The sequence below is a fragment of the Sphingopyxis sp. GW821-FHT10B01 genome (assembly GCF_059415685.1).
Window position 1 is genome coordinate 202,542 of record NZ_JBWKNS010000005.1, and the last position, 21,736, is coordinate 224,277.

Sequence of the window (21,736 nt, forward strand, 5' to 3'; positions counted from 1 at the left end):
GTGGCGGTGGGCTATGCTGGCGGCGATCGGGCCGCTGGCGGGCTTGCTCGCCGCCGCCGCACATGCCGAGCCTGTCCACGATATCGTCTATGTCGGTGCGCGCGCGATCGATCCCGAAACGGGGCTCGATGCGATCCGCAACATCGCTGTCGACGGCGACCGGATCACCGCGGTGACCGATACGCCGATGAAGGGACGGCGCGAGATCGATGCGCGCGGGCTGGTCGCGGCACCGGGGTTCATCGACCTGCATTCGCACGCGACGACGCTCGAGGCCGCGCGCTATCAGGTGAAGGATGGGGTGACGACACGACTGGAGCTGGAGATCGGCACCTGGCCGGTGTCGGCATGGTATGCGGCGAAGCAGGGACAGGAACTGCTCAACTATGGCACGAGCGTCGGCCACACCGCCGTCCGCTATTTTCTGCAAAAAGGCGAAGGGGCGGCGGGGCTCGCGGCACTCCGCGATCCGATGGAGAAATTCGGTGCGCCCGAGGCCGACCAGCCGATCCCGGACGCGCCCGCCGCGCGGCTCGTACCGTTGCTCGAACGGGGGCTAGGCGAGGGCGCTATCGGGATCGGCAGCGGCACCCAATATGCACCGGGCATCACGCATCCGGAGATGCTCGACGTCACCCGCGTCGCCGCGAAGGCGCGAAGCTGCCTCTTCACCCACATCCGTCACGGCAGCCTTGTCGAGCCCGACAGCACGCTGGAAGCGGTGCAGGAAAATATTGCGAATGCCGCGATCACGGGCGCCTGCGTCCATATCGCGCATATCAACAGCATGGCGATGTCGGATGCGCCGAAGATGGCGGGGCTGATACGCGACGCACACGCGAGGGGCATCGACGTTTCGACCGAAACCTATCCATGGGGCGGATCTGTCGATGCCGTCCGCAGCCATTTCTTCGATCCCGGCTGGGAAAAGCGTTGGGGCGTCGGCGTCGGTGACCTCCAGTCGCGAACGACGGGCAAGCGGCTGACGCAGCCCGAATTCGACGCGCTGCGCTCGGGCACCGGCGACGACGGCGTCATCATGCATATGAACAGTGAGGCGACGATCGTGGCATTGCTCGCCGACCCGACGGTGATCATCGCGAGCGATGGCGGGCGGATCGAGGGGCCGAACGGCCACCCGCGATCGGCGGGCACCTTCGCACAGGTGCTCGGCCATTATGTGCGCGAGACGAGGGCACTGAGCCTGAACGAGGCGATCCGCAAGATGACGCTGATGCCAGCACAGCGATTGCAGAGCTTTGTGCCCGCAATGGCGCGCAAGGGACGGCTCCAGCCGGGCGCCGATGCCGACATCGTGCTGTTCGACCCTGCGACGGTCGGTACCAAGGCAACTTACGGCGACGCGGCGCGCATGTCGGACGGTTTTCGTTTTGTGATGGTCAACGGCACGCTGGTGGTCGACGGCGGCGCGCTGGTCGAAGGCGTGCGACCCGGCCGGCCGATCTCGTCAAAGGTCAAGCCATGAGCGAGGTGATCGGCCTGCCGCAGCCCTATCTGCTGTTCCTCGGTGACGCCGACGACACGACTTTCCTCAAGACCGGGCTTGGCTTGCGCGACTGGGCGCCGGACCTGTGCCTTGCCGAGTATAAATGCGACGGAGCGGCGGCCTCGATCGGTTTGCCTGCGATGCGGCCGCGCGACGCCCATGCCGTTGGCGCACGCGCTTTGGTCATCGCGACAGCGTCGATCGGCGGGGCGATCCGGCCGGCGTGGATACCCTGTCTGGTCGAGGCGCTCGAAGCCGGGCTCGATATCGTGAGCGGTGCGCACGACAGGCTTATGGACAATGGGTTCCTCAAAAGTGTTGCCGAGGCGAAAGGACGCCGGTTGATCGACGTGCGCTCGCCGCCGCCCGACCTGCCGATTGCGACCGGCCGCAAGCGCAGCGGAAAGCGCCTGCTTACTGTCGGCACCGACTGCGCGCTCGGCAAGAAATATACCGCGCTGGCGCTGGCAGAGGCGTTTCGGGCGCGCGGGGTTGCCGCCGATTTTCGCGCGACGGGGCAGACCGGGATCATGATCGCGGGGTCGGGCATCCCGATCGATGCGGTGGTCAGCGATTTTGTCGCGGGCGCGGCCGAGGTGCTGAGCCCCGATGCCGACCCCGCGCATTGGGATGTGATCGAGGGGCAGGGTTCGCTGTTTCACCCGTCCTACGCCGGGGTGTCGCTCGGATTGCTGCACGGGTCGCAGCCCGATGTGCTGGTGCTGTGTCATGCGCATGGGCGCCAGCATATCGTCGGCCTGCCGGATTATCCGCTGCCGTCGATCGGCTGCGCGATCGAGATCACGCTGGAGCAGGCACGGCTTACCAATCCGCGCGTGCGCTGCGCGGGCGTGTCGCTTAATACGGCCGGGTTATCGGAAGAAGAGGCCGCGGCGGCGGTCTCCGCGCTTTCGGATGAATGGGGCGTTCCGGTTGCCGATCCGATGCGACCAAGCGCGGAATTTGAAGGGCTGGTCGACGCATGTCTTGCATGATCCGTTTGCTGCTCTCGCTATCGTTGATACTCGCGTTTGGTACGGGAGCGACGGCACAGACGGACATTGCGCAATCGGCGCTCGACGATGTGCGGGCAATGGTCGAAGCGGCGCCGGGCGACCTTGGCCTCGTCGTTGCAGTCACCGACCGCGACCGCATGCGGCTTGTCGCGACCCACGGCTATGCCGATATTGCACGCAAGCAGTCGGTGAGGCCCGACACGCGCTTTGCGATCGGATCGATCTCCAAATCCTTCACCGCGATCGCATTGATGCAGATGGCCGACGAGAGGCGCTTCGATCCGGACGCACCGATTGCGCGCTATCTTCCCGATTTCCATCCGCGTTCGGCCTTTGCGCCGATCACGGGCCATGCGTTGATGACGCATACCTCGGGACTTCCCAATTATCTTGCGCACGTTGCATCGATGCGCTTCCTCATTGCGGCGCTCGGCGATTTCGAGCCGCCATATGCGCCGGGGGCGCATTTCTGGTATTCCAATGCGGGTTATCAACTGCTCGGATATGCGGCTGAGGCGGTCGACGGTCGGCCCTTTCCGCTGATCCTCCAGCAGCGGGTGCTGGACCCGCTCGGCATGACGGCCACTGCCCCGCAGATCGACGACCGGCAACGCGGGCGGATCGCGAACAGCTATGTGCGCACGTCCGACGGCACTTATGCCGAAGCCCCGTGGTTCGACTATCTGTCGGCCGACGGCGCGATCGTCTCGAATGCGGCTGACATGGGTGCTTATGCGCGGATGCTGCTCATGCGCGGCAAGACACCGGCCGGGCAGTTGATTTCGGCGCGCGCCTTCGACCGGTTCGCAACGCCGTTGCTCGACGATTATGGTTATGGCGTCGATGTGCTCGAAGGGGGCCGGGTGCTGGCCCACAGCGGATCGATCGCGGGCTTTCAGGCCTATCTTGTCGCCCATCTCGACGAGGGGTTTGCGGTCGTCTTCCTCAGCAATGGTCCGCTCGACAAGGCGCTGCGCGAACGCATCGTCCGGCGATTGTCGAAAGCCGGGACGGCCCCTGAAATGGTACCATCATCTTCGGTCTGGCCCGATGCCGAAAGCTTCGCCGGCCGCTTTGTCAGGGCCGATGGGCACGCGCTTGTTTTCAAGGTGAATGCGCCGGCTGAACTGGCGTTGATCGACGGCGACGCCGCGATGCCGCTGGCACGGTTGGGCAAGCAGGCCTGGGGCCATTATCTCACGCCCGAAGGACCGCGCGCCTTTCTTTTTTTCCGCGATGCGGCGGGCGTGGTAACCGATGTGTCCGAAGGCGTGTCGGGCTACGCGAGACAGGGCACGAGCGTGCCGCCTGCCCCGATTCCCGCGACCTATGGCTCGCTCGTCGGGCGCTATGCCGCGCATGGCGAAGAAGGGCCGGGGGTGCGCATCTTCGTTCGCGGTGGGCAACTGACGATGGCCTATGCCGACGCGAGTATCGCGATGCCGCTGGTCGAAGAGACGCCGGGGCGATTTCGGTTCGCCAAGCCTGAATACGCCCCCGAATGGCTTACGTTCGATACCCTGATCGGCGGGCAGGCGCAGCGCCTGACCTTCAGCGGCGTGCCGCTCTATCGGATCGATCTGCCATGATGCGATTGGCGGTGCTCGCGATTACCTTGTCGTGCGCGATGCCTGCGAGCGCGGCAGATGACAGCGGCTTTGTCGAGTGGGCCCGCGCGCATGCGATCACCGTTCCTGCCTGCGCCGGCATGTCGCAACCGGCGCCGTTGGAGGCTCTGGACGCGGTCGTCGGGAAGGCGCGCGTTGTCGCGCTTGGCGAGCCAGCGCACGGCGCGCACGAGCCGCTGGCGTTCCGCAACTGCCTGTTCCGCTATCTGGTCGAGCAGCAGGGTTTTACCGCGATCGCGCTCGAGACCGGGCTGAATGAATCGCGCCGCCTGCACGATTATTCGGCGGGCGGCGAGGGCGATGCGCAGGATGTCGCTCGGCGGGGCTTCACCTGGGGCTTCTGGCGCTATCCGGAGAATGTCGAACTGCTCGACTGGATCCGCAATTATAATGCGGACCCGGCGCACGGCCGCAAGATCCGCCTGTACGGCATCGATATGAGCGGCGGCGACAGCAGCGGCCTATGGAAAAACGCCCGGGTCACGCTCGATGACAGTCTTGCATTTCTGGCGCGCGCCGCGTCGAGCAAATCCGGCCGCATTCGGGAGCGTGCCGAGCCATTTGTCGACCGGTTCAATGTTCCGGCCTATGTCGCGATGCCGGTCGGCGAGCGGGCGCGGCTGCGATCTGCGCTTGGCGATCTCGCCAATTTCTTCGACCGGAATCGCGCTTCGTTGATCGCCGCATCGTCGGAGGCGGACTATAATTGGGCCCGCCAGAACGCCGTTGCCGCGCGTCAACTCGAGGCCCTGTTCCAGGTTTCGGGACTGCCCGGCGACGACGGTGCGCTGTCGCCGGGCGATTACAAGGCCGACGCCGTGCGCGATGCCGCGATGGCCGCTAACGTCCGCTGGGCGCTCGAACGCGAAGGACCAAAGGGCCGGATATTGCTGTTCGCGCACAACGGCCATGTGATGAACGTGCGCACGCACGGGGGCATCTGGTCGATCTATGCCGAGGCACCCGCTGCAATGGGCGAGCATCTGCGCGCTGCGCTGGGCGAAAAGCTGGTGATCATGGCAATCGCAGGCGGTTCGACGGGGCAGGCGTCATCGCGCGAGGAAAAGCCGGCGAGTCTTGATACCGCGCTGGCGCAGGTCGGCCGCGAACATTTTCTGCTCGACCTGAGACACGCGCAAAAGGACGGGCCGGCCGCGGGCTGGCTGGAACAGACGCAATCGTTGCGCAGTAATTTCGACACCGAAAATCTGCTCGTTCCGGCAAGCGCGTTCGACGCGCTGCTGTTCTTCGATCGCTTGACGCCCGCCGTTCCCCGCTGATCGCGAAGTTGTTGTTACAGTGAGTTTCCAATCGGGCCGCGGCATGGCGCTGCGGCCCGATGATCCGCGTCAGAACCTGGCGTTGACACTCACCCAATAGCTCCGCGCCTTGTCCTTGTTGTTATAGTGATCGACATAGCTCGGCGTGTAGCTGCCGTCGGGGTTCCGGAGGAAGCTCACGTCATAGTCGGTGAAGTCGCGGTCGAGCAGGTTGTTCACGCGGCCGCTCAACGTCAAATGCTCGTTCACGCGATATTGTGCGCCAAGGTTCAGCACCTGATAGCTCTTGTAATAGAGATGGGTGCCGGCCGCATCGACGCCGCGATAGCGCCGCGAGCGATGTTCGGCCGACAACTGCGCCGACAGGCCGTCGACGATGTCCCAGTTGATCGTCGCATTCGCCATATGTTTTGCGGTTTGCGTCAGCGGCTGGCCTTTCTGCGGACCCGAAAGCTGCTTGCTGTCGGTGAAGGTATAGTTCGCCCGGACCGAAAGGCCGTCGAAGATTTCATAGCGGCCCGCGACTTCGGCGCCCTTGATCCGCGCTTCGTCGATGTTGATCGGAACGCTGATCGTGCCGCCGAGGCCGAGGATCGTGAAATAGTCACCCAGATTGGCGCACGGGCGCACGAAGTTGGTGACAGTGCACGGCTGGACGGTGGTCGTGGCGATCTTGTCCTTGAACTTGTTGTGGAACAAAGTGACGTTGATACCGCTGTCCGCCGACGGGTTCCAGTAAAGCGCGACTTCGCTGTTCGTGCTCGTTTCGGGTTTCAGATCGGGGTTGCCGATCATCGGGCTGGTGCCCTGGCCGCCGAAGCCGCGGATGCCGTCGTAGAGGTCGGTTGTCTTTGGCGTTTTGTAACCGGTGCTGACCCCGCCCTTTATCGTTAGTGTCGGAGTGATGTTGTAATTGGCATAGAGCCGTGGACTGACATGGCCCCCGAACAGGTCGTGGCGATCATAGCGGATGCCGCCGGTGATCGTCAGCCCTTCGAGCGGGGTCCAGTTGTCCTCGGCAAACAGCGACCAGATCTTGTGGTCCTGCACCGCTGCGATACCGCCAGACGATGCTTCGAGCCCGAAAACACCGTCGTCGAGGGCGCCGTCGATATATTGGCCGCCGATCACGAAATGATGCTTGCCGCCGAAATCCTCGACCGGAATGTCGACGCGCGCGTCGAGCGTATACTGACTGCTTTCGAGGGTGCGCGTCGGGCGCGGCAAGAAGGCGTCGAGCCGGGCTCGCAGCGCGGGGGTCAGGTTGTTCGGCGTCGGCGGGCGGTACGCGCCCTGCGCGCTGCCACGGCAATTAGCGGCTCTGCCGATCGCGGCGCAGGCGGCGTTCCACAGACCCTGCAACTCAAGCCGCTCGGCGACCGAGAAGGGCATCGTCCGCCCTTTGTTGTTGGTGTTAACATAGGCGAGCGAGATGAAGCTGCGTGCAAAGCCCCAGTCGCCATTGTGGGTGACGGCCCAGTTCAGGCGGTCGAAGACCTGATCGTCGGTATAGCCGACCTGCGGCTGGACCATGCCGGTGTTGCTTGCGCGCCAGATGGTGGAAATGCTGTCGACGGTGCCGAGCGGGAAGGACGTGAGGCCTGTGGCGGGGTCGGTGACCGGGCTGTTGTCGTAAACCTGGCGCGAATAGTCGAAGTCGAAGGTCAGGCTTTGATTGTCGGTCGGGGTCAGACTGAGCGTGATGCCCGCGCTCTTGTTCGTGTTCTGGACGGTTTTGCCGCCGGCGCCGAAGCCGAGGCCGCGCACATGCGTCACGCCTGCGGGATCGACCGACGGGGCAAAGTCAGGTTCGGACGGCTTGCGTTCATAGATCGAGCCGCGGAGGCTGACGCCGAGCAGTCCCTTGATGATCGGGCCGCTTAGATTCAAATCGAGCGTGGTGTCGTCGCCAAACTCGCTGTTTTCCTGAAAGCTGCGACCAACGGTCGCCGATCCGGTCCAGCGATCGCGCACCTTCTTGGTGATGATGTTGATCACGCCGCCCAGCGCGTCGGCGCCATAGAGTGTCGACGCGGGGCCGCGGATAACCTCGATCCGCTCGATCGAGTCGAGCGGCGGGATATGGTTGAACTGGTTGCCGCCAAAACTGTTCGGATAGATGTCGCCATGATTGTTCTGGCGGCGTCCGTCGATCAGGATCAGCGTATAGTCCGAGCCCATGCCGCGGATGCTAATCGTGCGCTGACCGGTTTTGTCCGAGGTTTCGCCGACGTCGACGCCCTCTATATCGCGTACTGCGTCGATCAGCGTCATATAGGGACGTTCGCGCAGTTCTTCGGCGGTCACGACGGTGATGCTGGCGGGTGCATCGGTGATTTTTTGCTCGAAACCCGCAGCGGTGACGACGATATCGGACCCCGCCGGTGCTTCGTCGCCCGCGGTCGCTGCGGCGGGGGACGCCATCAGCGCGGCGATGGCTATGAAACAGGTGCCACTGCCGAGACGAACGGCCGAGCGGTGGAAAGCGGTCATTGAGATAGTCCCCAGATAATGCGAATGATTTGCAAAAGATCGAGGCGCACCTGATGCCGACGCGGGTCATGGTCAATTATGAAATGGAGCCGGGAGGCTGTAAGCAACACTTTGTTACAAACAGGCGCCGAGAGGAGGGTGTTTGGCGGGCGCGGGCCAGCTATGCTTGAGGCGGTTCTTCGCGCGGCAGTGACAGGCTGACCCCGAGGCCACCGAGCGGACTGTGCCGAAGCGTCAGTCTGCCCCCCATCGCAACGGCAGCCTTGTGCGCTGCGGCGAGTCCGATCCCGGCGCCGCCGGTTTCGTTTGCCCGCGCCTCATCGAGCCGGCGAAAGGGGAGCAGCGCTTCATCGCGCCGATCAGGCGGGATACCGGGACCGTCGTCATCGACATCAATGGCGTAGCGGTCGGGACCCTCCTCGCGAAGCGTCAATTCGATGCGGTCCGCGTGGCGCCGCGAATTGTCGATCAGATTGGCGAGGATGCGCCTGATGGTGACCGGCCGGCCGGTGATCAGAAGCGCGTCAGGACCTCGATAGGCGATATCGTCGCCTAGATCGGCGGCGGTATCGGTCACCGTAGCCAGCAGCGCGGCGGCATCGATCAGCCGCGGCGCTTCCTCTTCGCCGCTCCGGAAATAAGAGAGGGTCGCCTCGATGAAGCTTTCCATTTCAAGAAGGTCGGTACCGATTGCATCGCGTGTTTCGGTATCGGATAGCAGCGAAGCGCGCAAACGGAGCCGCTGGATCGGTGTTCTGAGGTCGTGCGATACCGCAACAAGCGCCTGCGTCTGGTCGCTCATCGCCTCGAACAGCCGGTCCTGCATTGCCGAGAAGGCCGCCGCGACCCGCCGCACTTCGGCGGGCCCGTCGACGATGATCGGGCTTGCGCGGCCGCTGCTCGTCCGGTCGGCGGCTTCGGCGAGGTTGCTGAGCGGGCGCACGAGCGCGCGGATCATCACCAGAGCGATTCCCACGACGGCTGCCATCAGCAGCAGGTGGAAGAGGATGACCATTTTAGGGTCGGGCGGAGCGCCGAGATAGGGGCTGAGCCGGAAGGTGACGAAAGAGCCGTCGGCGATCCGCAGCGCGCCGACGAGATCGCGTTCACCGCGCCGGGGCGAGGGCATGAGCGTCAGTCGCAGTTCGCGGGCGGCCAGCCCGGGCGCCGATTGAACCAGACGGCCGCGAAGATTCTGAAGCTGGGCAAAGGAGGTGCTGAAATCGGTAATGACGGTGCGGGGCACCCAGTTGAGCGAAAGATCGCCCTTTGCAAGCTGGTGAAGCCGGTCGCCCCGCTCGCGTGGCTGATGCGCCAGCGCGGTGCGTTCGGCCTCGCTCAACTGGCCGGCGATTTGCCGGATCTCCGGATCGGACAGGAGTTCGCGTTCCTGCCAGCGCTGAAGCGCGATATTGCCGAGCAATTCTAGGAGGATCGCGCAAACGAGTACCAGCAGGATGCGCCCGACCATCGCCTCGGGCAGGCGCAGGTGCATCGGTCAGGCCACAACAACGTCGGCGGCGAGCATATATCCCACGCCGCGGATCGTCCGGATGAGCGGCCGCATCTTCCGCCCGTCGCCCAGCTTGCGCCGCAATCGGCTGACGAGCACGTCGATGCTGCGGTCAGTCGACGATCCGATCCGGCTGCGCGACAGTTCGAGCAATCGTTCACGGCCGATCATGCGTTGCGGATTGCGCAGCAGCGCGAGCAGCAAATCCTGCTCGGCGGCGGTCAAGTCGACTTCGGCGCCGGAGGGCGCGATCAGCTCGCGCCGGCGCGCATGATATTGCCACGCGGCGAATTCAAAGCGTTCTGGCACCGGTGCATCGAGCGGGGCGTGCGGATCGCGCATCCGTCGCAGGACAGCACGAACGCGGGCCAGAACTTCCGGCCGGCCAAAGGGCTTGGCAATATAATCGTCGGCGCCGACGTCCAGCCCGGCGACCCGGTCGCTTTCCTGTCCGCGCGCGCTGATCATGATGATCGGGACCCGGCTTTGATCGCGGATCATCCGGCAAAGCTCGATGCCGCTGTCGCCAGGCAGCATGATATCGAGCAAAATCAGGTCGATCCGTCCGGCGCCCATGATCGACTGGAGCTCGGCCCCATCGCGCGCACCGCTGACTTCATAGCCGCATTCGCGCAAGATCCGGGTCAGGAGAGTCCGTACGCCAGCGTCGTCATCGACCACCACGATATGATGAGCAAGCGTCGGAGCCCGGTCGGGGAGGGGCGCTGGCTGCACGCTCCTTGTCACAATGTCCGGCAAGATATTCGCTCCGTTGTTTCGCAATCCATGGCAGATGGTGCGGGTAAGCGGATTTGATAACTATTCGCATTATTGTAAATATCAATCGCCCAGAATGACCATCCGGGATGTGCGAGACGTGCTCCACGCAGCACCGGCACCGTTGCTGCTCGGGCACTACCGTTTCGATCCGCTACGCTTTTCAAACCGGCCGCCATCTTGTAGGGCGGCCGGGTGAGTGATTGTGCGACCTGCATTGTACGAAACCGCGCGATTTGCGCGAGCCTGAACCCCGCGGAGCTGGCCGCGCTGGGCAGGATGGGGCGGAAGCAGAAGGTACGTCAGGGGCAGACCCTGCTGTGGGAGGGCGATGGCGCGCCGGTTGTCGCCAATGTGCTCGAAGGTGTGCTCAAGCTGGTGGTCTCGACCGCCGACGGGCGCGAGCAGATCGTCGGCGTCGTCTTTCCGTCCGATTTCATCGGCCGTCCGTTCGGGGTGGAAAGCCCGTATAGCGTCACCGCGATGACGGATGCCGAAGTGTGCGTGTTCAACCGTCACAATTTCGATGAATTCGCGAGCAGCCATCCCGATCTTCAGCAGAAGCTGCTGCGCCGTACGCTCGACGAGCTGGATCGCGCGCGGCACTGGATGATGCTGCTCGGGCGCAAGTCGGCTTCGGAAAAGGTCGCCTCCTTCCTGCTCGAAATGTCCGAACGTCTGTCGGGGCAGGGATGCCAGTCGGGTGCGCGCGACGGATTTGAATTGCCGTTCGGCCGTCAGCAGATTGCCGACATATTGGGGCTGACAATCGAAACGACGAGCCGCCAGCTCACCAGAATGCGAGCCGACGGCGTCGTCGACCTCCCGTCACGCCGCGAGATCGTGATCAGCGACCGCGCGGCGATGGAGGATATGGCGGGCTGAGGCCTAGAAGCGGAAGGCGACGCCCGCGCTGATCACCCACGGATCGAGCTTGTGCGTCGTCTGCAGTACCTCGGTCGTCCCGGCGTACCAGTGTGCGGTCGTGCGCAGGAAGTAGCGCTTGGCGTCGAAGGTCACCGCGAGCCCCTTGTCATTCACCGGAATATCGATCCCAGCCTGGAGTGCGACACCCAGCTTGTCGTTCATTTTCTGTCGCGTCGCGCCAAGCGTCATCGCGGTCGCACCAGGCTTTTCGTCGATGAAGATGAAATAGCTGGGGCCAGCGCCGATGTAGGGCTGGATATTGCCGTCTTTTCCAAAATGATATTTGAGTGTGAGCGTGGCGGGCACGATCTTCGCGTCCGACACGAGCCCCGCACCCGCAAGCGCACCGCGGCCGTCGACATCGTGCTGGGTCACCCCTGCGATCGTTTCGAGCGAGATATGGTCGGTCACATAATATTCGACCGCCACGGTCGGCACGAAATTGTCGTCGGCCTTTGTCAGCGTGCCCGCGGGCAGGCCGATCTTGTCGAGTTTTACGTCGGTGAGCTTGCCGTCGGGCGCGACGAGGGTGCCGAGCAGCTTGAACTGGACGTCGCCGGCCTTGGCGGCCGCCTGCCCCGGAAGCGTGAAGGCGAGCGCGAGCGCGAGGGCGAGCGCGGCGGGGGAGAGATATTTTTTCACGGGTCTTGGCTCCTGTCGTTGACGGAGCCGTCCCTGCGCCCGTGGTGATGCGGCTGCATTGATGCGGCGCAACAAATTCGTTGATCCCGATCAATGTTTCGCATCGTCGCCGCGTCCATGGCGGTCCCGAACCGCGGGGCCAAGCAAGCCGCGCCAAACAGGGACAAGCGATATGGACGGTCTGGTAACAAGGGCAGGGGGCTGGCTGGGATTGACCCTGCTGGCGCTAGTCATGGCAGCATTGGCGGTCGATGCACCCTTTGCGGTGCATATGATCATCGTCGCGCTGGCATGCCTTGCCATGCTGTGGGCGACCGTCTCACGCGCGGATTATAGCGCGCTCGCGCGCGGGATATTGAAAATGCCCGCCGACGAAGGCGCCTATGACGACGATCCGGTTCGCTGGGGCGTTATCGCGACGCTGTTCTGGGGCATCGCGGGGATGGCGGCGGGGCTTTTTATCGCGCTTCAGCTCGCCTTTCCGGCGCTCAACCTCAACCTCGAATATACGACCTTCGGGCGGCTCCGCCCGTTGCACACGTCGGCGGTGATCTTTGCCTTCGGCGGCAACGCGCTGATCGCAACGAGCTATTATGTCGTGCAGCGCACCTGCCGCGCGCGGCTTGCCTTTCCGACACTCGCGCGCTTCGTCTTCTGGGGATACCAGCTGTTCATCGTGCTGGCCGCGACCGGCTATCTGATGGGCGTCACCGCAGCGAAGGAATATGCCGAGCCCGAATGGTATGTCGACCTGTGGCTGACGATCGTCTGGGTCGCCTATCTGGTCGTGTTCGCGGGAACGATCGTCAAGCGCCGCGAACCGCATATCTATGTCGCGAACTGGTTCTACCTGAGCTTCATCATCACGATCGCGATGCTCCACATCGTGAACAATCTGTCGCTGCCCGCGAGCATCTTCGGCTCCAAGAGCTATGCCGCCTTTGCCGGCGTGCAGGATGCGCTGACCCAATGGTGGTACGGGCATAATGCTGTCGGTTTCTTCCTGACCGCGGGCTTTCTCGCGATGATGTATTATTTCGTGCCGAAGCAGGCCGAGCGACCGGTGTACAGCTACCGCCTGTCGATCATCCATTTCTGGTCGCTGATCTTCCTCTACATATGGGCGGGGCCGCACCACCTTCACTACACCGCGCTGCCCGACTGGGCGCAGACGCTGGGCATGGTCTTTTCGATCATGTTGTGGATGCCGAGCTGGGGCGGGATGATCAACGGCCTGATGACGCTGAACGGCGCGTGGGACAAGATCCGCACCGACCCGATCATCCGCATGATGGTGATGGCGCTCGCCTTTTACGGGATGAGCACCTTCGAAGGCCCGATGATGTCGATCAAATGGGTCAACTCGATGTCGCACTATACCGACTGGACGATCGGGCATGTCCATTCGGGCGCGCTCGGCTGGAACGGCATGATCACCTTTGCCTGCGTCTATTATCTCGTGCCGCGCCTGTGGAACCAGCCGCGCCTTTACAGCCTGCGCATGGTGAACTGGCACTTCTGGCTCGCGACCGTCGGGATCGTTTTCTACGCCGCGTCGATGTGGGTTGCGGGCATCATGCAGGGGCTGATGTGGCGCGAATATGGGGCCGACGGCTACCTCGTCTACAGCTTTGCCGAGAGCGTCGCCGCCATGCACCCGATGTACCTGATCCGCGCCGCCGGCGGGGCGATGTACCTCGCGGGCTTCCTGATCATGGTCGTCAACGTCTGGGCCACGCTTCGCGGCAAGGTCCGCGCCGAAAAGCCGATGACCGAAACCCCCTACAACGCCGCAGCGGATCGTCCGCTCGCGCCCGTTCCTGCCGCATAAGGAGCCCGGACCATGCCCACCAAATCCGCCAAAAAGGGCTTCAGCCACAAGACGCTCGAACGCAATGTCACCTTGCTCGGCGCCCTCGCGCTGATCACCGTGACCATCGGCGGCATCGTCGAGATTGCGCCGCTGTTCTGGATCGACAACACGATCGAGAAGGTCGACGGGATGCGGCCTTACACGCCGCTCGAACTTGCGGGGCGCAACATCTATCTGCGCGAAGGCTGCTACACCTGTCACAGCCAGATGATCCGGCCGTTCCGCGACGAGGTCGAACGCTATGGCCATTACAGCCTAGCCGCCGAGAGCATGTACGACCACCCGTTCCAATGGGGTTCGAAACGCACTGGGCCGGACCTCGCGCGTGTCGGCAGCCGCTATTCGGACGAGTGGCACAAGGCGCACCTGATCGACCCGCGGAGCGTCGTCCCCGAATCGATCATGCCGCCCTATGCCTTCCTTGCGGAACGCGACTTGCAGACCGGCGATATGGCGAACGACCTGACCGCGCTGTATCGTCTCGGCGTCCCCTATACCAAGGCCGACATCGCCAAGGCCAATGACGACATCAAGGCGCAGGCCGACCCCGATGCAGGGGCAGGCGATATTCAGAAACGCTATCCGAAAGCGCAGGTACGCGATTTCGACGGCGACCCGTCGCGCGTGACCGAGATGGATGCGCTGATCGCCTATCTCCAGATGCTCGGTACGCTCGTCGATGTCGACAAGGCGGCGGCGCAGGAACAGGCGGCACCCGCCGCGGAGGCGGCACGATGACTTACGACGATCTCCGCCATTTTGCCGACAGCTGGGGCCTGCTCGCAATGGCCCTGCTGTTTCTCACCCTCGTCGCCTGGCCGTTTCGCAAGAGCGCGCGCGCCCGTAACGAAGAAGCCGCGAACATGATCTTCAAGGAAGACGACCATGGCTGAATTCAATGATTTTCCGGCCGCCGGGGCACGTATCGACGACGCGACCGGTACGAGCACGGTCGGCCATGAATGGGACGGCATCGAGGAACTCGATACGCCGATGCCGCGCTGGTGGCTGTGGACCTTTTACGCGACGATCGTCTGGGCGCTCGGCTATGTGATCCTCTACCCGGCATGGCCGCTGATGAACAGCGCGACCGAGGGGGTGCTCGGCTGGTCGAGCCGCGGCGATCTGGACAAGGAAATGCGCGCCGATGCGCAGCGCCGCGCGCCGGTGGTGAAGGCCATCGCCGCGACCGCGATCACCGACCTTCCGGCAAAGCCCGAACTGATGCAGGCGGCGGTGCAGGGCGGCGGCGCGGCGTTTCGCGTCCATTGCGTCCAGTGCCACGGCGCCGGCGGCGCGGGGGTGAAGAAGCTCTATCCCAGCCTGACCGATGACGACTGGTTGTGGGGCGGCGATCTGGCCGCGATCCAATATACGGTCTCGAATGGTATCCGGAATCCGGACCACAAGGACACGCGGACCAGCCTGATGCCCGCATTCGGGCGCGACGGCATTCTCGATGCGGCGCAGATCGGCGATGTGGTCAGCTTCGTTCGCACGCTGAGCCGTCAGGAAAAGGCGAGTGCCTCGTCGGCGCGCGGTGCGGCGCTGTTCGAAGCCAATTGCGCGGTCTGTCATGGCGCGGGCGGCGAAGGCGGCCGTTCGTTCGGCGCGCCGAAGCTGACCGACGCGATCTGGCTGTATGGCGGCGACCGCGACAGCCTGACCGCGACGATCAACCAGCCGCGCAACGGCGTGATGCCGCGCTGGAACAATCGGCTCGATCCGGTGACGATCAAGATGCTGTCAGCCTATGTCTATTCGCTGGGTGGTGGTGAAAAGGGGCTTGCGCCGGTAACCGAAGGGCAGGGAGCCGATGGCCAGCCCTGAGGATCTCTCCGGCGCACCCGCATCGCTCTATGAAGCGCGGAAGGGCGTTTACCCCAAAGCGGTGAACGGCCGCTTCCGCCGCTTCAAATGGGCGATCATGGGGATTACGCTTGCCATCTATTACGGCACGCCGTGGATCCGCTGGGACCGCGGCCCCTATGCACCCGATCAGGCGGTGCTGGTCGACCTTGCGAACCGGCGTTTCTACATGTTCCAGATCGAAATCTGGCCGCATGAATTCTACTATGTGGCGGGCCTGCTCATCATGGCGGGCATCGGCCTGTTCCTTGTCACCAGCGCGGTTGGCCGCGCCTGGTGCGGCTATGCCTGCCCGCAGACGGTGTGGACCGACCTGTTCCAGCATGTCGACCGGATGGTCGACGGCGATCGCAACGCACAGGTCCGGCTGGCGAACGGGCCGTGGACGTCCGAAAAGATCATAAAGCGCAGCCTTAAGTATCTGATCTATCTTGCTATCGCCTTCTGGACTGGCGGCGCGTGGATCATGTATTTCGCCGATGCGCCAACGCTGACGGTGGATTTCTGGACCGGCCAGGCGGCGCTGGTCGCCTATGGCACCGTCGCCGTCCTTACGGCGACGACCTTCATTCTCGGCGGTTTTATGCGCGAACAGGTGTGCGTCTATATGTGCCCCTGGCCGCGCATCCAGACTGCGATGATGGACGAAAAATCGCTGCTGGTGACCTATAAGGACTGGCGCGGGGAAACCCGCGGCAGCATCAAGAAGGCGCAGGCCAATCCCGGCGCGTTCGGCGACTGCATCGACTGCAACCAGTGCGTCGCGGTCTGTCCGACCGGGATCGACATCCGCGAAGGACCGCAGATCGGCTGCATCACCTGCGCGCTGTGCATCGACGCCTGCGACGGCGTGATGGCGCAGGTCGGGCGGCCGCGCGGTTTGATCGATTATTGCACGCTGGACGATGCCGCGACCGAAAAGGCGGGCGGCACGGCGCAGCCGGTTCGCAAGACGCTGATGCGGCCGCGCACCCTGGCCTATTTCGGTGTGTGGATCGCGATCGGCGCGGCGATGCTCTTCTCGCTCGGCCAGCGTACGCGGCTCGACCTTGCTGTCCAGCACGAACGCAGTCCGCTCTATGTCCAGCTCTCGGACGGTCATATCCGCAACAATTACACGTTGAAGCTGCGCAATATGGAAACGCGTCCGCGCCGCGTCGCTGTGACCGTGAGCGGGCTTCCGGGTGCTGCCATGTGGACCGAAGGCGGTTCGCGCGAGGGAGCGGGACGGGCCATCGTGTTGGCGCTTTCTCCCGACAGCGTGACCAGCATCAAACTCTTCATCGCCGCACCCGCCGAAGGGCCGACGCGGCAGGACTTCACGATCGCAACGCGCGGGCTCGACGGCGACCCGCGCGGTGACAGCGACACGATCCAGTTCGACCGTCCGGAGACAGGGCAATGACCGAAGAGACAGGGCAATGACCGAAAAAGGGAAACCGAAAGCCTTTACCGGCTGGCATATGACGGCGATCCTCGTCGCCTTTTTCGGGGTGGTGATGGCGGTCAACTTCACCATGGCGCGCTTTGCCATGTCGACCTTTGGCGGCAAGGTGGTCGAGAACAGCTATGTCGCGAGCCAGCAATATAATGAATGGCTCGCGCGCGCTGCGGTGCAGGACCGGTTGGGCTGGGACAAATCGATTCGCGTCGAGGCGGATCGTCACGTTCGACTGACTGTCCGAAAAGACGGCGCGGCGCTGGCCAGAGCAGATGTGACGGCCACGCTCAGTCATCCGCTCGGCCGCGTTGCGCCGCGCGCGCTGCGCTTTGCACCCGAGTCCGATGGCATGTTGCGCTCACTCGAGGCGATCCCCGCAGGCCGCTGGCGGATCGACCTGTCGGTGCGGCATGGCGCCGACGAGGCGCGGTACCGGGAGGACCTGCAATGACCGTCGCCGCGCTCGTCGAACGCGATTTCGTGGTTCCTGATATTCGCTGCGCGGGGTGCATTGCCAAGCTAGAGCAAGGGCTGGTGCGTGACCGGCACATTGCGGCGGCCCGCGTCAATTTCACCGAAAAGCGCGTCCACCTGTCATGCACGCCCGATACCGAAATGCCCGACCTGATCGGCGCCTTTTCGAACCTCGGGTTCGAAGCGCATCCGATCGGGAAGGGACCTGGCGAGGTCGATGCCGAGGCCGAGGCCGACGCGAGCCGCGAACTGCTGCGTGCGGTTGCGGTGTCGGGCTTTGCGATGATGAACATCATGCTGTTGTCGGTGTCGGTCTGGTCGGGCGCGGAGGGCGCAACGCGCGATCTGTTCCACTGGCTGTCGGCGGCGATCGCGCTGCCGACGGTCGCCTATGCCGGGCGCTCCTTCTTTCGCTCGGCATGGCGCGCATTGCGTCATGGCCGGACGAATATGGATGTGCCGATCAGCATCGGGGTGTTGCTGGTCTGCGCGATCAGCCTCTACGAGACTGCGACGAGCGGACCGCACGCCTATTTCGACGGCGCGGTGATGTTGCTGTTCTTTCTGCTCTGTGGCCGCTGGCTCGACAGCGTGATGCGCGACCGCGCGCGGGGCGGGGTGACGGCCTTGCTTCGCAATATGGGCACGGGGGCGATGGTCATCGGCGACGAAGGCCGCAGCCGCTGGGTCGATGCGGCCGCGCTCGAACCCGAGATGGTAATGCTCGTCGCCGCGGGCGAAAGGCTGGCCGCCGATGGTGTTGTCGTCGGCGGCGCAAGCCGGCTCGATCTGTCATTGCTCACCGGTGAAAGCGCGCCGCAGGGCGTTCAGCCCGACGACTGCGTCCATGCCGGCACGCTCAATCTCGATGCACCAATTCATGTGCGTGTGACCGCCGCGGGAGCCGGCACCGCGATCGCCGACATCGCGCGCCTGATGGGCGAAGCGGCGCAAGGCAAGTCGCGCTATGTCCGCATCGCCGACCGCGCGGCGCGCTTCTATGCGCCCGCGGTGCATATTCTTGCGCTGATGGCCTTCGCGGGCTGGATGGTGGCGGGCGCGGGTTGGCATCAAAGCCTGCTGATCGCGGCGGCGGTGCTGATCATCACCTGTCCTTGCGCATTGGGCCTTGCGGTCCCCGCGGCGCAGATTGTCGCGGCGGGCGAATTGATGCGCGCCGGGGTGCTGATCAAGGATGGTTCGGCGCTCGAACGGATGGCCGCGGTCGATCTGGCGCTCGTCGACAAGACCGGGACGCTGACATTGGGGCGACCCGAGGCGATCGGGCTCGACCGGTTCGACATCGGGGTGAAGTCGCTCATCCTCGCGCTGTCGCAGGCGAGCCGTCATCCGCTCAGCGAGGCGCTGACCCGCGGGTTGCACGATTTCGACGTGCGCCCCGCCGAAGTGACGTCGATCCGCGAGACACCCGGCTTCGGAATCGAGGCGCAATGGGCGGGTAAGACCATCACACTCGGTCGGCCGCAGGGCGCGGGCCTCGGCGATGCGCTGGCGACCGAAATGACGGTCGATGGTCGGGCGGTGGCGACGATCCGCCTCGCCGACCGGCTGCGCCCCGATGCGCGCGGAACCATCGACGCGCTGGGGCACGAAGGCATTGGCGCGATGATCCTGTCGGGCGACCGCGCCGAGGCCGTCGCGCCGATCGCGCGCGAACTGGGCCTGACCGCGCAGACGGGGATGAGCCCGCAGGACAAGCTTGCGGCGATCGGCCGTCAGGCGGCGCTGGGCTACAAGGTGCTGATGATCGGCGACGGGCTCAATGACGGGCCGGCGCTCGCCGCCGGCCATGCATCGATGGCGCCCGGGTCGGCGAGCGATGTCGGCAAGAATGCCGCCGACTGCATCTTCCTCGGCGACCGGATGATGCCGGTGGTGCAGACGGTGAGGATGGCACGGCGCACGCAGGCGGTGGTGCGGCAGAATTTCATCCTCGCGATCGGCTACAACATCGTCGCGGTGCCGCTCGCCTTCCTCGGTTTCGTCACCCCGCTTGTTGCGGCCATCGCCATGTCAGGTTCGTCGCTGATCGTCGTCGGCAATGCGCTGCGGCTGAAAAAGGCGATCCGGTGAACGGGCTCATTTTCCTCATTCCGATCGCGCTTGGACTAGGCCTGCTCGGTCTCGCGGCGTTTTTCTGGTCGCTCCGGCAAGGACAATTCGATGATCTCGACGGGGCGGCGCTGCGTATCTTCGTCGAGGATGAAGAAGGAGCGGTACCGTGAGTGCCAGCAGAATCCTGGTTGCGCTCGCTGTCGTAGCGTTGATGCAACCGCCGATTGCTGTCGAGGCGCGTGTTGTCCTCATTCCGGCGTGTGGCGGAGCGGCGCACCGGATGCTGTTTCCCGGCGATCCCGCTGTTCCGGAGCAGCGGCGCGACTGCGCCAAGGCGTGTCATGCGGTCGCCGAGCGCCGCAGCAAACCCGCCGGGACCAAGCGGGGGTGCTGCTGATATGCGCGCTGCGTTGATCCCGATCAATGTCCCGGCGAACGGGCACGCATAGGACAGCCTTATGTGGACCTATCACCCCGATCTGCTCGCCCGGCCCGTGCCGCGTTACACCAGCTATCCGACCGCGGTGGAGTTCACCGAAAATGTCGGGACAGACGATTACGCGCGCGCGCTCGACGGAATTGAGTCGGCGACGCCCATTTCGCTCTATGCCCACATCCCCTTTTGCGAGCAGATTTGCTGGTATTGCGGCTGCAACACCGGGGCGGCGGGCCGCAAACGGCGGCTGACCGACTATCTGGCGGCGCTCGGGTCGGAAATCGCGATCGTCGCGAAGCGCCTCGGCGGGCGCGGGCGCGTCGGACGGATCGCTTTTGGCGGCGGGAGCCCCAATGCGATCGCGCCGGTCGAGTTTGTGCGCTTGCTTGACCGCATGCTGACCGTTTTCGATGCGACCCGGCCCGAGATTTCCATCGAGATCGATCCGCGGGGTTTTACCTCCGAATGGGCGCTGGTGCTGGCGGCTTCGAACGTCACGCGCGTCAGCCTGGGGGTTCAGACTTTCTCGCCGCACCTTCAGCAGGCGATCGGGCGGGTGCAACCGCTCGTCGATATCGAGCGCGCGATGGCCGCGCTGCGGCTGCGCGGGATCGATGCGATCAATTTCGACCTAATGTACGGCCTGCCGGGGCAAGGCGTCGAGGACCTCGACGCGACGCTTGAAGAAACGATCCGGCTGGCGCCGAGTCGCATCGCGTTGTTCGGCTATGCCCATCTGCCGCAGATGTTGCCGCGTCAGCGGCGGATCGATGCTGGTAATCTTCCCGATGCGCGGCTCCGTTTCGAACAGGCCGCGCACGGGTATGAACGATTGACGGCTGCGGGCTATGTTGCGGTCGGTTTCGATCATTTCGCGCGACCTGACGACCCGCTCGCGATCGCCTTGGACGAGGGCAGGGTGAATCGTAATTTTCAAGGCTTTACTGAAGATAATGCATTGGTCTTGCTCGGTTTCGGTGCGAGCGCGGTCAGCAAATTTCCCGACCTCATTGTCCAGAACGAAAAACGCGCCGGGCCTTATCGCGACCTGATCGGCGCCGGCCGGTTGGCGGCTGTCCGCGGCGTGTTTCGCGCCGAAGAGGAACGGGAGCGCGCGGCGATCATAAGCGATCTCCTGTGTCAGGGCCGTACCCGGCTGGATCCTCGATGGATCCCGGCGACACAGGCTTCGCTGGTCGAATTCGGCGCGCGGCGCCTGATCGACTGGGACGGCGATGCCCTCATCATTCCCGACGACGCGCGGCCCTATGCCCGCATCATCGCATCGCAATTCGATAGCCTTCGCGGGAGTGTATTTCCCGGCGCGGCGACCTGATTTCAAATGGCAAGCCGGGCGCAGGTTTTTTGCGCGCGCTGGGCCCCACACTATCGGCCGGAATGACTGCTATCCGTGATGGCAGTTGCCGAGGCTTGCGATTATAGCGGGTCCCCGGCCGGGGAAGGCCCGTCCGAATCTCAGGAGAAACTTTCATGAACCATGCCGAATTGTCGGATAGCGTTGCCGCCTCGCTCGGCGCCAGCAAGGCTGATGCGCGCAAGGCCGTCGACGCTGTTTTCGCAGCGATCGCCGATGCCGCCGCAAAGGGAGACGAAGTGTCGGTCAATGGTTTCGGCAAGTTCAAGGTCAAGGCAACGCCGGCGCGCGAAGGCCGCAACCCTTCCACTGGCGAGACGATCCAGATCAAAGCCGCCAAGAAGCTGACCTTTGGTCCCGCCAAGGCCATCAAGGATCGCCTGAACGGCTGATATTGGATGATAGTCCG

General features: G+C 64.2%; 20 protein-coding genes. 16 read left to right on the forward strand and 4 right to left on the reverse strand.

Going from position 1 to position 21,736, the window contains the following annotated elements; translation table 11 throughout:
- Positions 1-13 precede the first annotated feature (13 nt).
- Genes AC07NV_RS16465 through AC07NV_RS16480 form a run of 4 tightly spaced genes read left to right on the forward strand, consistent with a single transcriptional unit; the run spans position 14 to position 5,431 of the window.
- Positions 14-1,486: an amidohydrolase family protein gene (locus tag AC07NV_RS16465; protein ID WP_495167464.1), complete on the forward strand. Its 1,473-nt coding sequence runs from the start codon at positions 14-16 to the stop codon at positions 1,484-1,486.
- Complete coding sequence (locus tag AC07NV_RS16470; RefSeq protein WP_495167465.1) at positions 1,483-2,502, forward strand: N-acetyltransferase DgcN family protein; 1,020 nt, start codon at positions 1,483-1,485, stop codon at positions 2,500-2,502. The genes AC07NV_RS16465 and AC07NV_RS16470 overlap by 4 nt, the downstream gene beginning before the upstream one ends.
- Complete coding sequence (locus AC07NV_RS16475; RefSeq protein ID WP_495167466.1) at positions 2,499-4,112, forward strand: serine hydrolase domain-containing protein; 1,614 nt, start codon at positions 2,499-2,501, stop codon at positions 4,110-4,112. Before AC07NV_RS16470 ends, AC07NV_RS16475 begins: the two co-directional genes overlap by 4 nt.
- A complete protein-coding gene (locus tag AC07NV_RS16480) occupies positions 4,109-5,431 on the forward strand; it encodes an erythromycin esterase family protein (protein WP_495167467.1) in 1,323 nt (440 codons plus the stop codon). Before AC07NV_RS16475 ends, AC07NV_RS16480 begins: the two co-directional genes overlap by 4 nt.
- A gap of 69 nt (positions 5,432-5,500) precedes the next feature.
- Here the strand turns inward: AC07NV_RS16480 and AC07NV_RS16485 are convergent, their stop codons facing one another.
- From AC07NV_RS16485 to AC07NV_RS16495, 3 genes are all read right to left on the reverse strand, one after another.
- Positions 5,501-7,924 carry a TonB-dependent receptor domain-containing protein gene (locus AC07NV_RS16485; protein ID WP_495167468.1) on the reverse strand — a complete coding sequence of 808 codons (2,424 nt, stop codon included), beginning with the start codon at positions 7,922-7,924 and terminating at the stop codon, positions 5,501-5,503.
- A 160-nt stretch (positions 7,925-8,084) separates the two neighbouring features.
- Positions 8,085-9,419, reverse strand: coding sequence for an ATP-binding protein (locus AC07NV_RS16490; protein WP_495167469.1), 1,335 nt, complete (start codon positions 9,417-9,419; stop codon positions 8,085-8,087).
- Between the two features lie 3 nt (positions 9,420-9,422).
- Positions 9,423-10,184: a response regulator transcription factor gene (locus tag AC07NV_RS16495; protein ID WP_495167470.1), complete on the reverse strand. Its 762-nt coding sequence runs from the start codon at positions 10,182-10,184 to the stop codon at positions 9,423-9,425.
- 225 nt (positions 10,185-10,409) lie between these two features.
- Here AC07NV_RS16495 and AC07NV_RS16500 point away from each other — a divergent pair, with 225 nt between their 5' ends.
- Complete coding sequence (locus AC07NV_RS16500) at positions 10,410-11,099, forward strand: Crp/Fnr family transcriptional regulator (protein WP_495167471.1); 690 nt, start codon at positions 10,410-10,412, stop codon at positions 11,097-11,099.
- Positions 11,100-11,102: 3 nt separating this feature from the next.
- Here AC07NV_RS16500 and AC07NV_RS16505 read toward each other — a convergent pair whose 3' ends face one another.
- Positions 11,103-11,783, reverse strand: a complete 681-nt coding sequence (locus AC07NV_RS16505; protein WP_495167472.1) for an OmpW/AlkL family protein — start codon at positions 11,781-11,783, stop codon at positions 11,103-11,105.
- A gap of 172 nt (positions 11,784-11,955) precedes the next feature.
- Here AC07NV_RS16505 and ccoN point away from each other — a divergent pair, with 172 nt between their 5' ends.
- From ccoN to AC07NV_RS16560, 11 genes are all read left to right on the forward strand, one after another.
- The gene (ccoN, locus tag AC07NV_RS16510; RefSeq protein WP_495167473.1) at positions 11,956-13,614 is read left to right on the forward strand and encodes a cytochrome-c oxidase, cbb3-type subunit I; all 1,659 of its coding nucleotides are present in this window, start codon (positions 11,956-11,958) and stop codon (positions 13,612-13,614) included.
- A 12-nt stretch (positions 13,615-13,626) separates the two neighbouring features.
- A complete protein-coding gene (ccoO, locus tag AC07NV_RS16515; protein ID WP_495167474.1) occupies positions 13,627-14,394 on the forward strand; it encodes a cytochrome-c oxidase, cbb3-type subunit II in 768 nt (255 codons plus the stop codon).
- A complete protein-coding gene (locus AC07NV_RS16520) occupies positions 14,391-14,549 on the forward strand; it encodes a cbb3-type cytochrome c oxidase subunit 3 (protein ID WP_495167475.1) in 159 nt (52 codons plus the stop codon). The genes ccoO and AC07NV_RS16520 overlap by 4 nt, the downstream gene beginning before the upstream one ends.
- On the forward strand, positions 14,542-15,486 hold the full coding sequence (gene ccoP / locus AC07NV_RS16525; RefSeq protein ID WP_495167476.1) for a cytochrome-c oxidase, cbb3-type subunit III: 945 nt from the start codon (positions 14,542-14,544) through the stop codon (positions 15,484-15,486). Before AC07NV_RS16520 ends, ccoP begins: the two co-directional genes overlap by 8 nt.
- Positions 15,473-16,930, forward strand: a complete 1,458-nt coding sequence (ccoG, locus tag AC07NV_RS16530; RefSeq protein ID WP_495167477.1) for a cytochrome c oxidase accessory protein CcoG — start codon at positions 15,473-15,475, stop codon at positions 16,928-16,930. The genes ccoP and ccoG overlap by 14 nt, the downstream gene beginning before the upstream one ends.
- A 16-nt stretch (positions 16,931-16,946) precedes the next feature.
- Positions 16,947-17,417 (forward strand): FixH family protein, encoded by a 471-nt coding sequence (locus tag AC07NV_RS16535; RefSeq protein WP_495167478.1) that lies wholly within the window; start codon positions 16,947-16,949, stop codon positions 17,415-17,417.
- Positions 17,414-19,534 (forward strand): heavy metal translocating P-type ATPase, encoded by a 2,121-nt coding sequence (locus AC07NV_RS16540; protein ID WP_495167479.1) that lies wholly within the window; start codon positions 17,414-17,416, stop codon positions 19,532-19,534. The genes AC07NV_RS16535 and AC07NV_RS16540 overlap by 4 nt, the downstream gene beginning before the upstream one ends.
- Positions 19,531-19,686 (forward strand): cbb3-type cytochrome oxidase assembly protein CcoS, encoded by a 156-nt coding sequence (ccoS, locus tag AC07NV_RS16545; RefSeq protein WP_495167480.1) that lies wholly within the window; start codon positions 19,531-19,533, stop codon positions 19,684-19,686. Before AC07NV_RS16540 ends, ccoS begins: the two co-directional genes overlap by 4 nt.
- Entirely contained in the window at positions 19,683-19,913 is a 231-nt protein-coding gene (locus tag AC07NV_RS16550) for a hypothetical protein (protein ID WP_495167481.1), read from the forward strand. Before ccoS ends, AC07NV_RS16550 begins: the two co-directional genes overlap by 4 nt.
- Positions 19,914-19,974: 61 nt before the next feature.
- On the forward strand, positions 19,975-21,288 hold the full coding sequence (gene hemN / locus AC07NV_RS16555) for an oxygen-independent coproporphyrinogen III oxidase (RefSeq protein ID WP_495167482.1): 1,314 nt from the start codon (positions 19,975-19,977) through the stop codon (positions 21,286-21,288).
- 155 nt (positions 21,289-21,443) lie between these two features.
- Positions 21,444-21,719, forward strand: a complete 276-nt coding sequence (locus tag AC07NV_RS16560; protein ID WP_495167483.1) for an HU family DNA-binding protein — start codon at positions 21,444-21,446, stop codon at positions 21,717-21,719.
- The last annotated feature ends 17 nt before the right edge of the window (positions 21,720-21,736 follow it).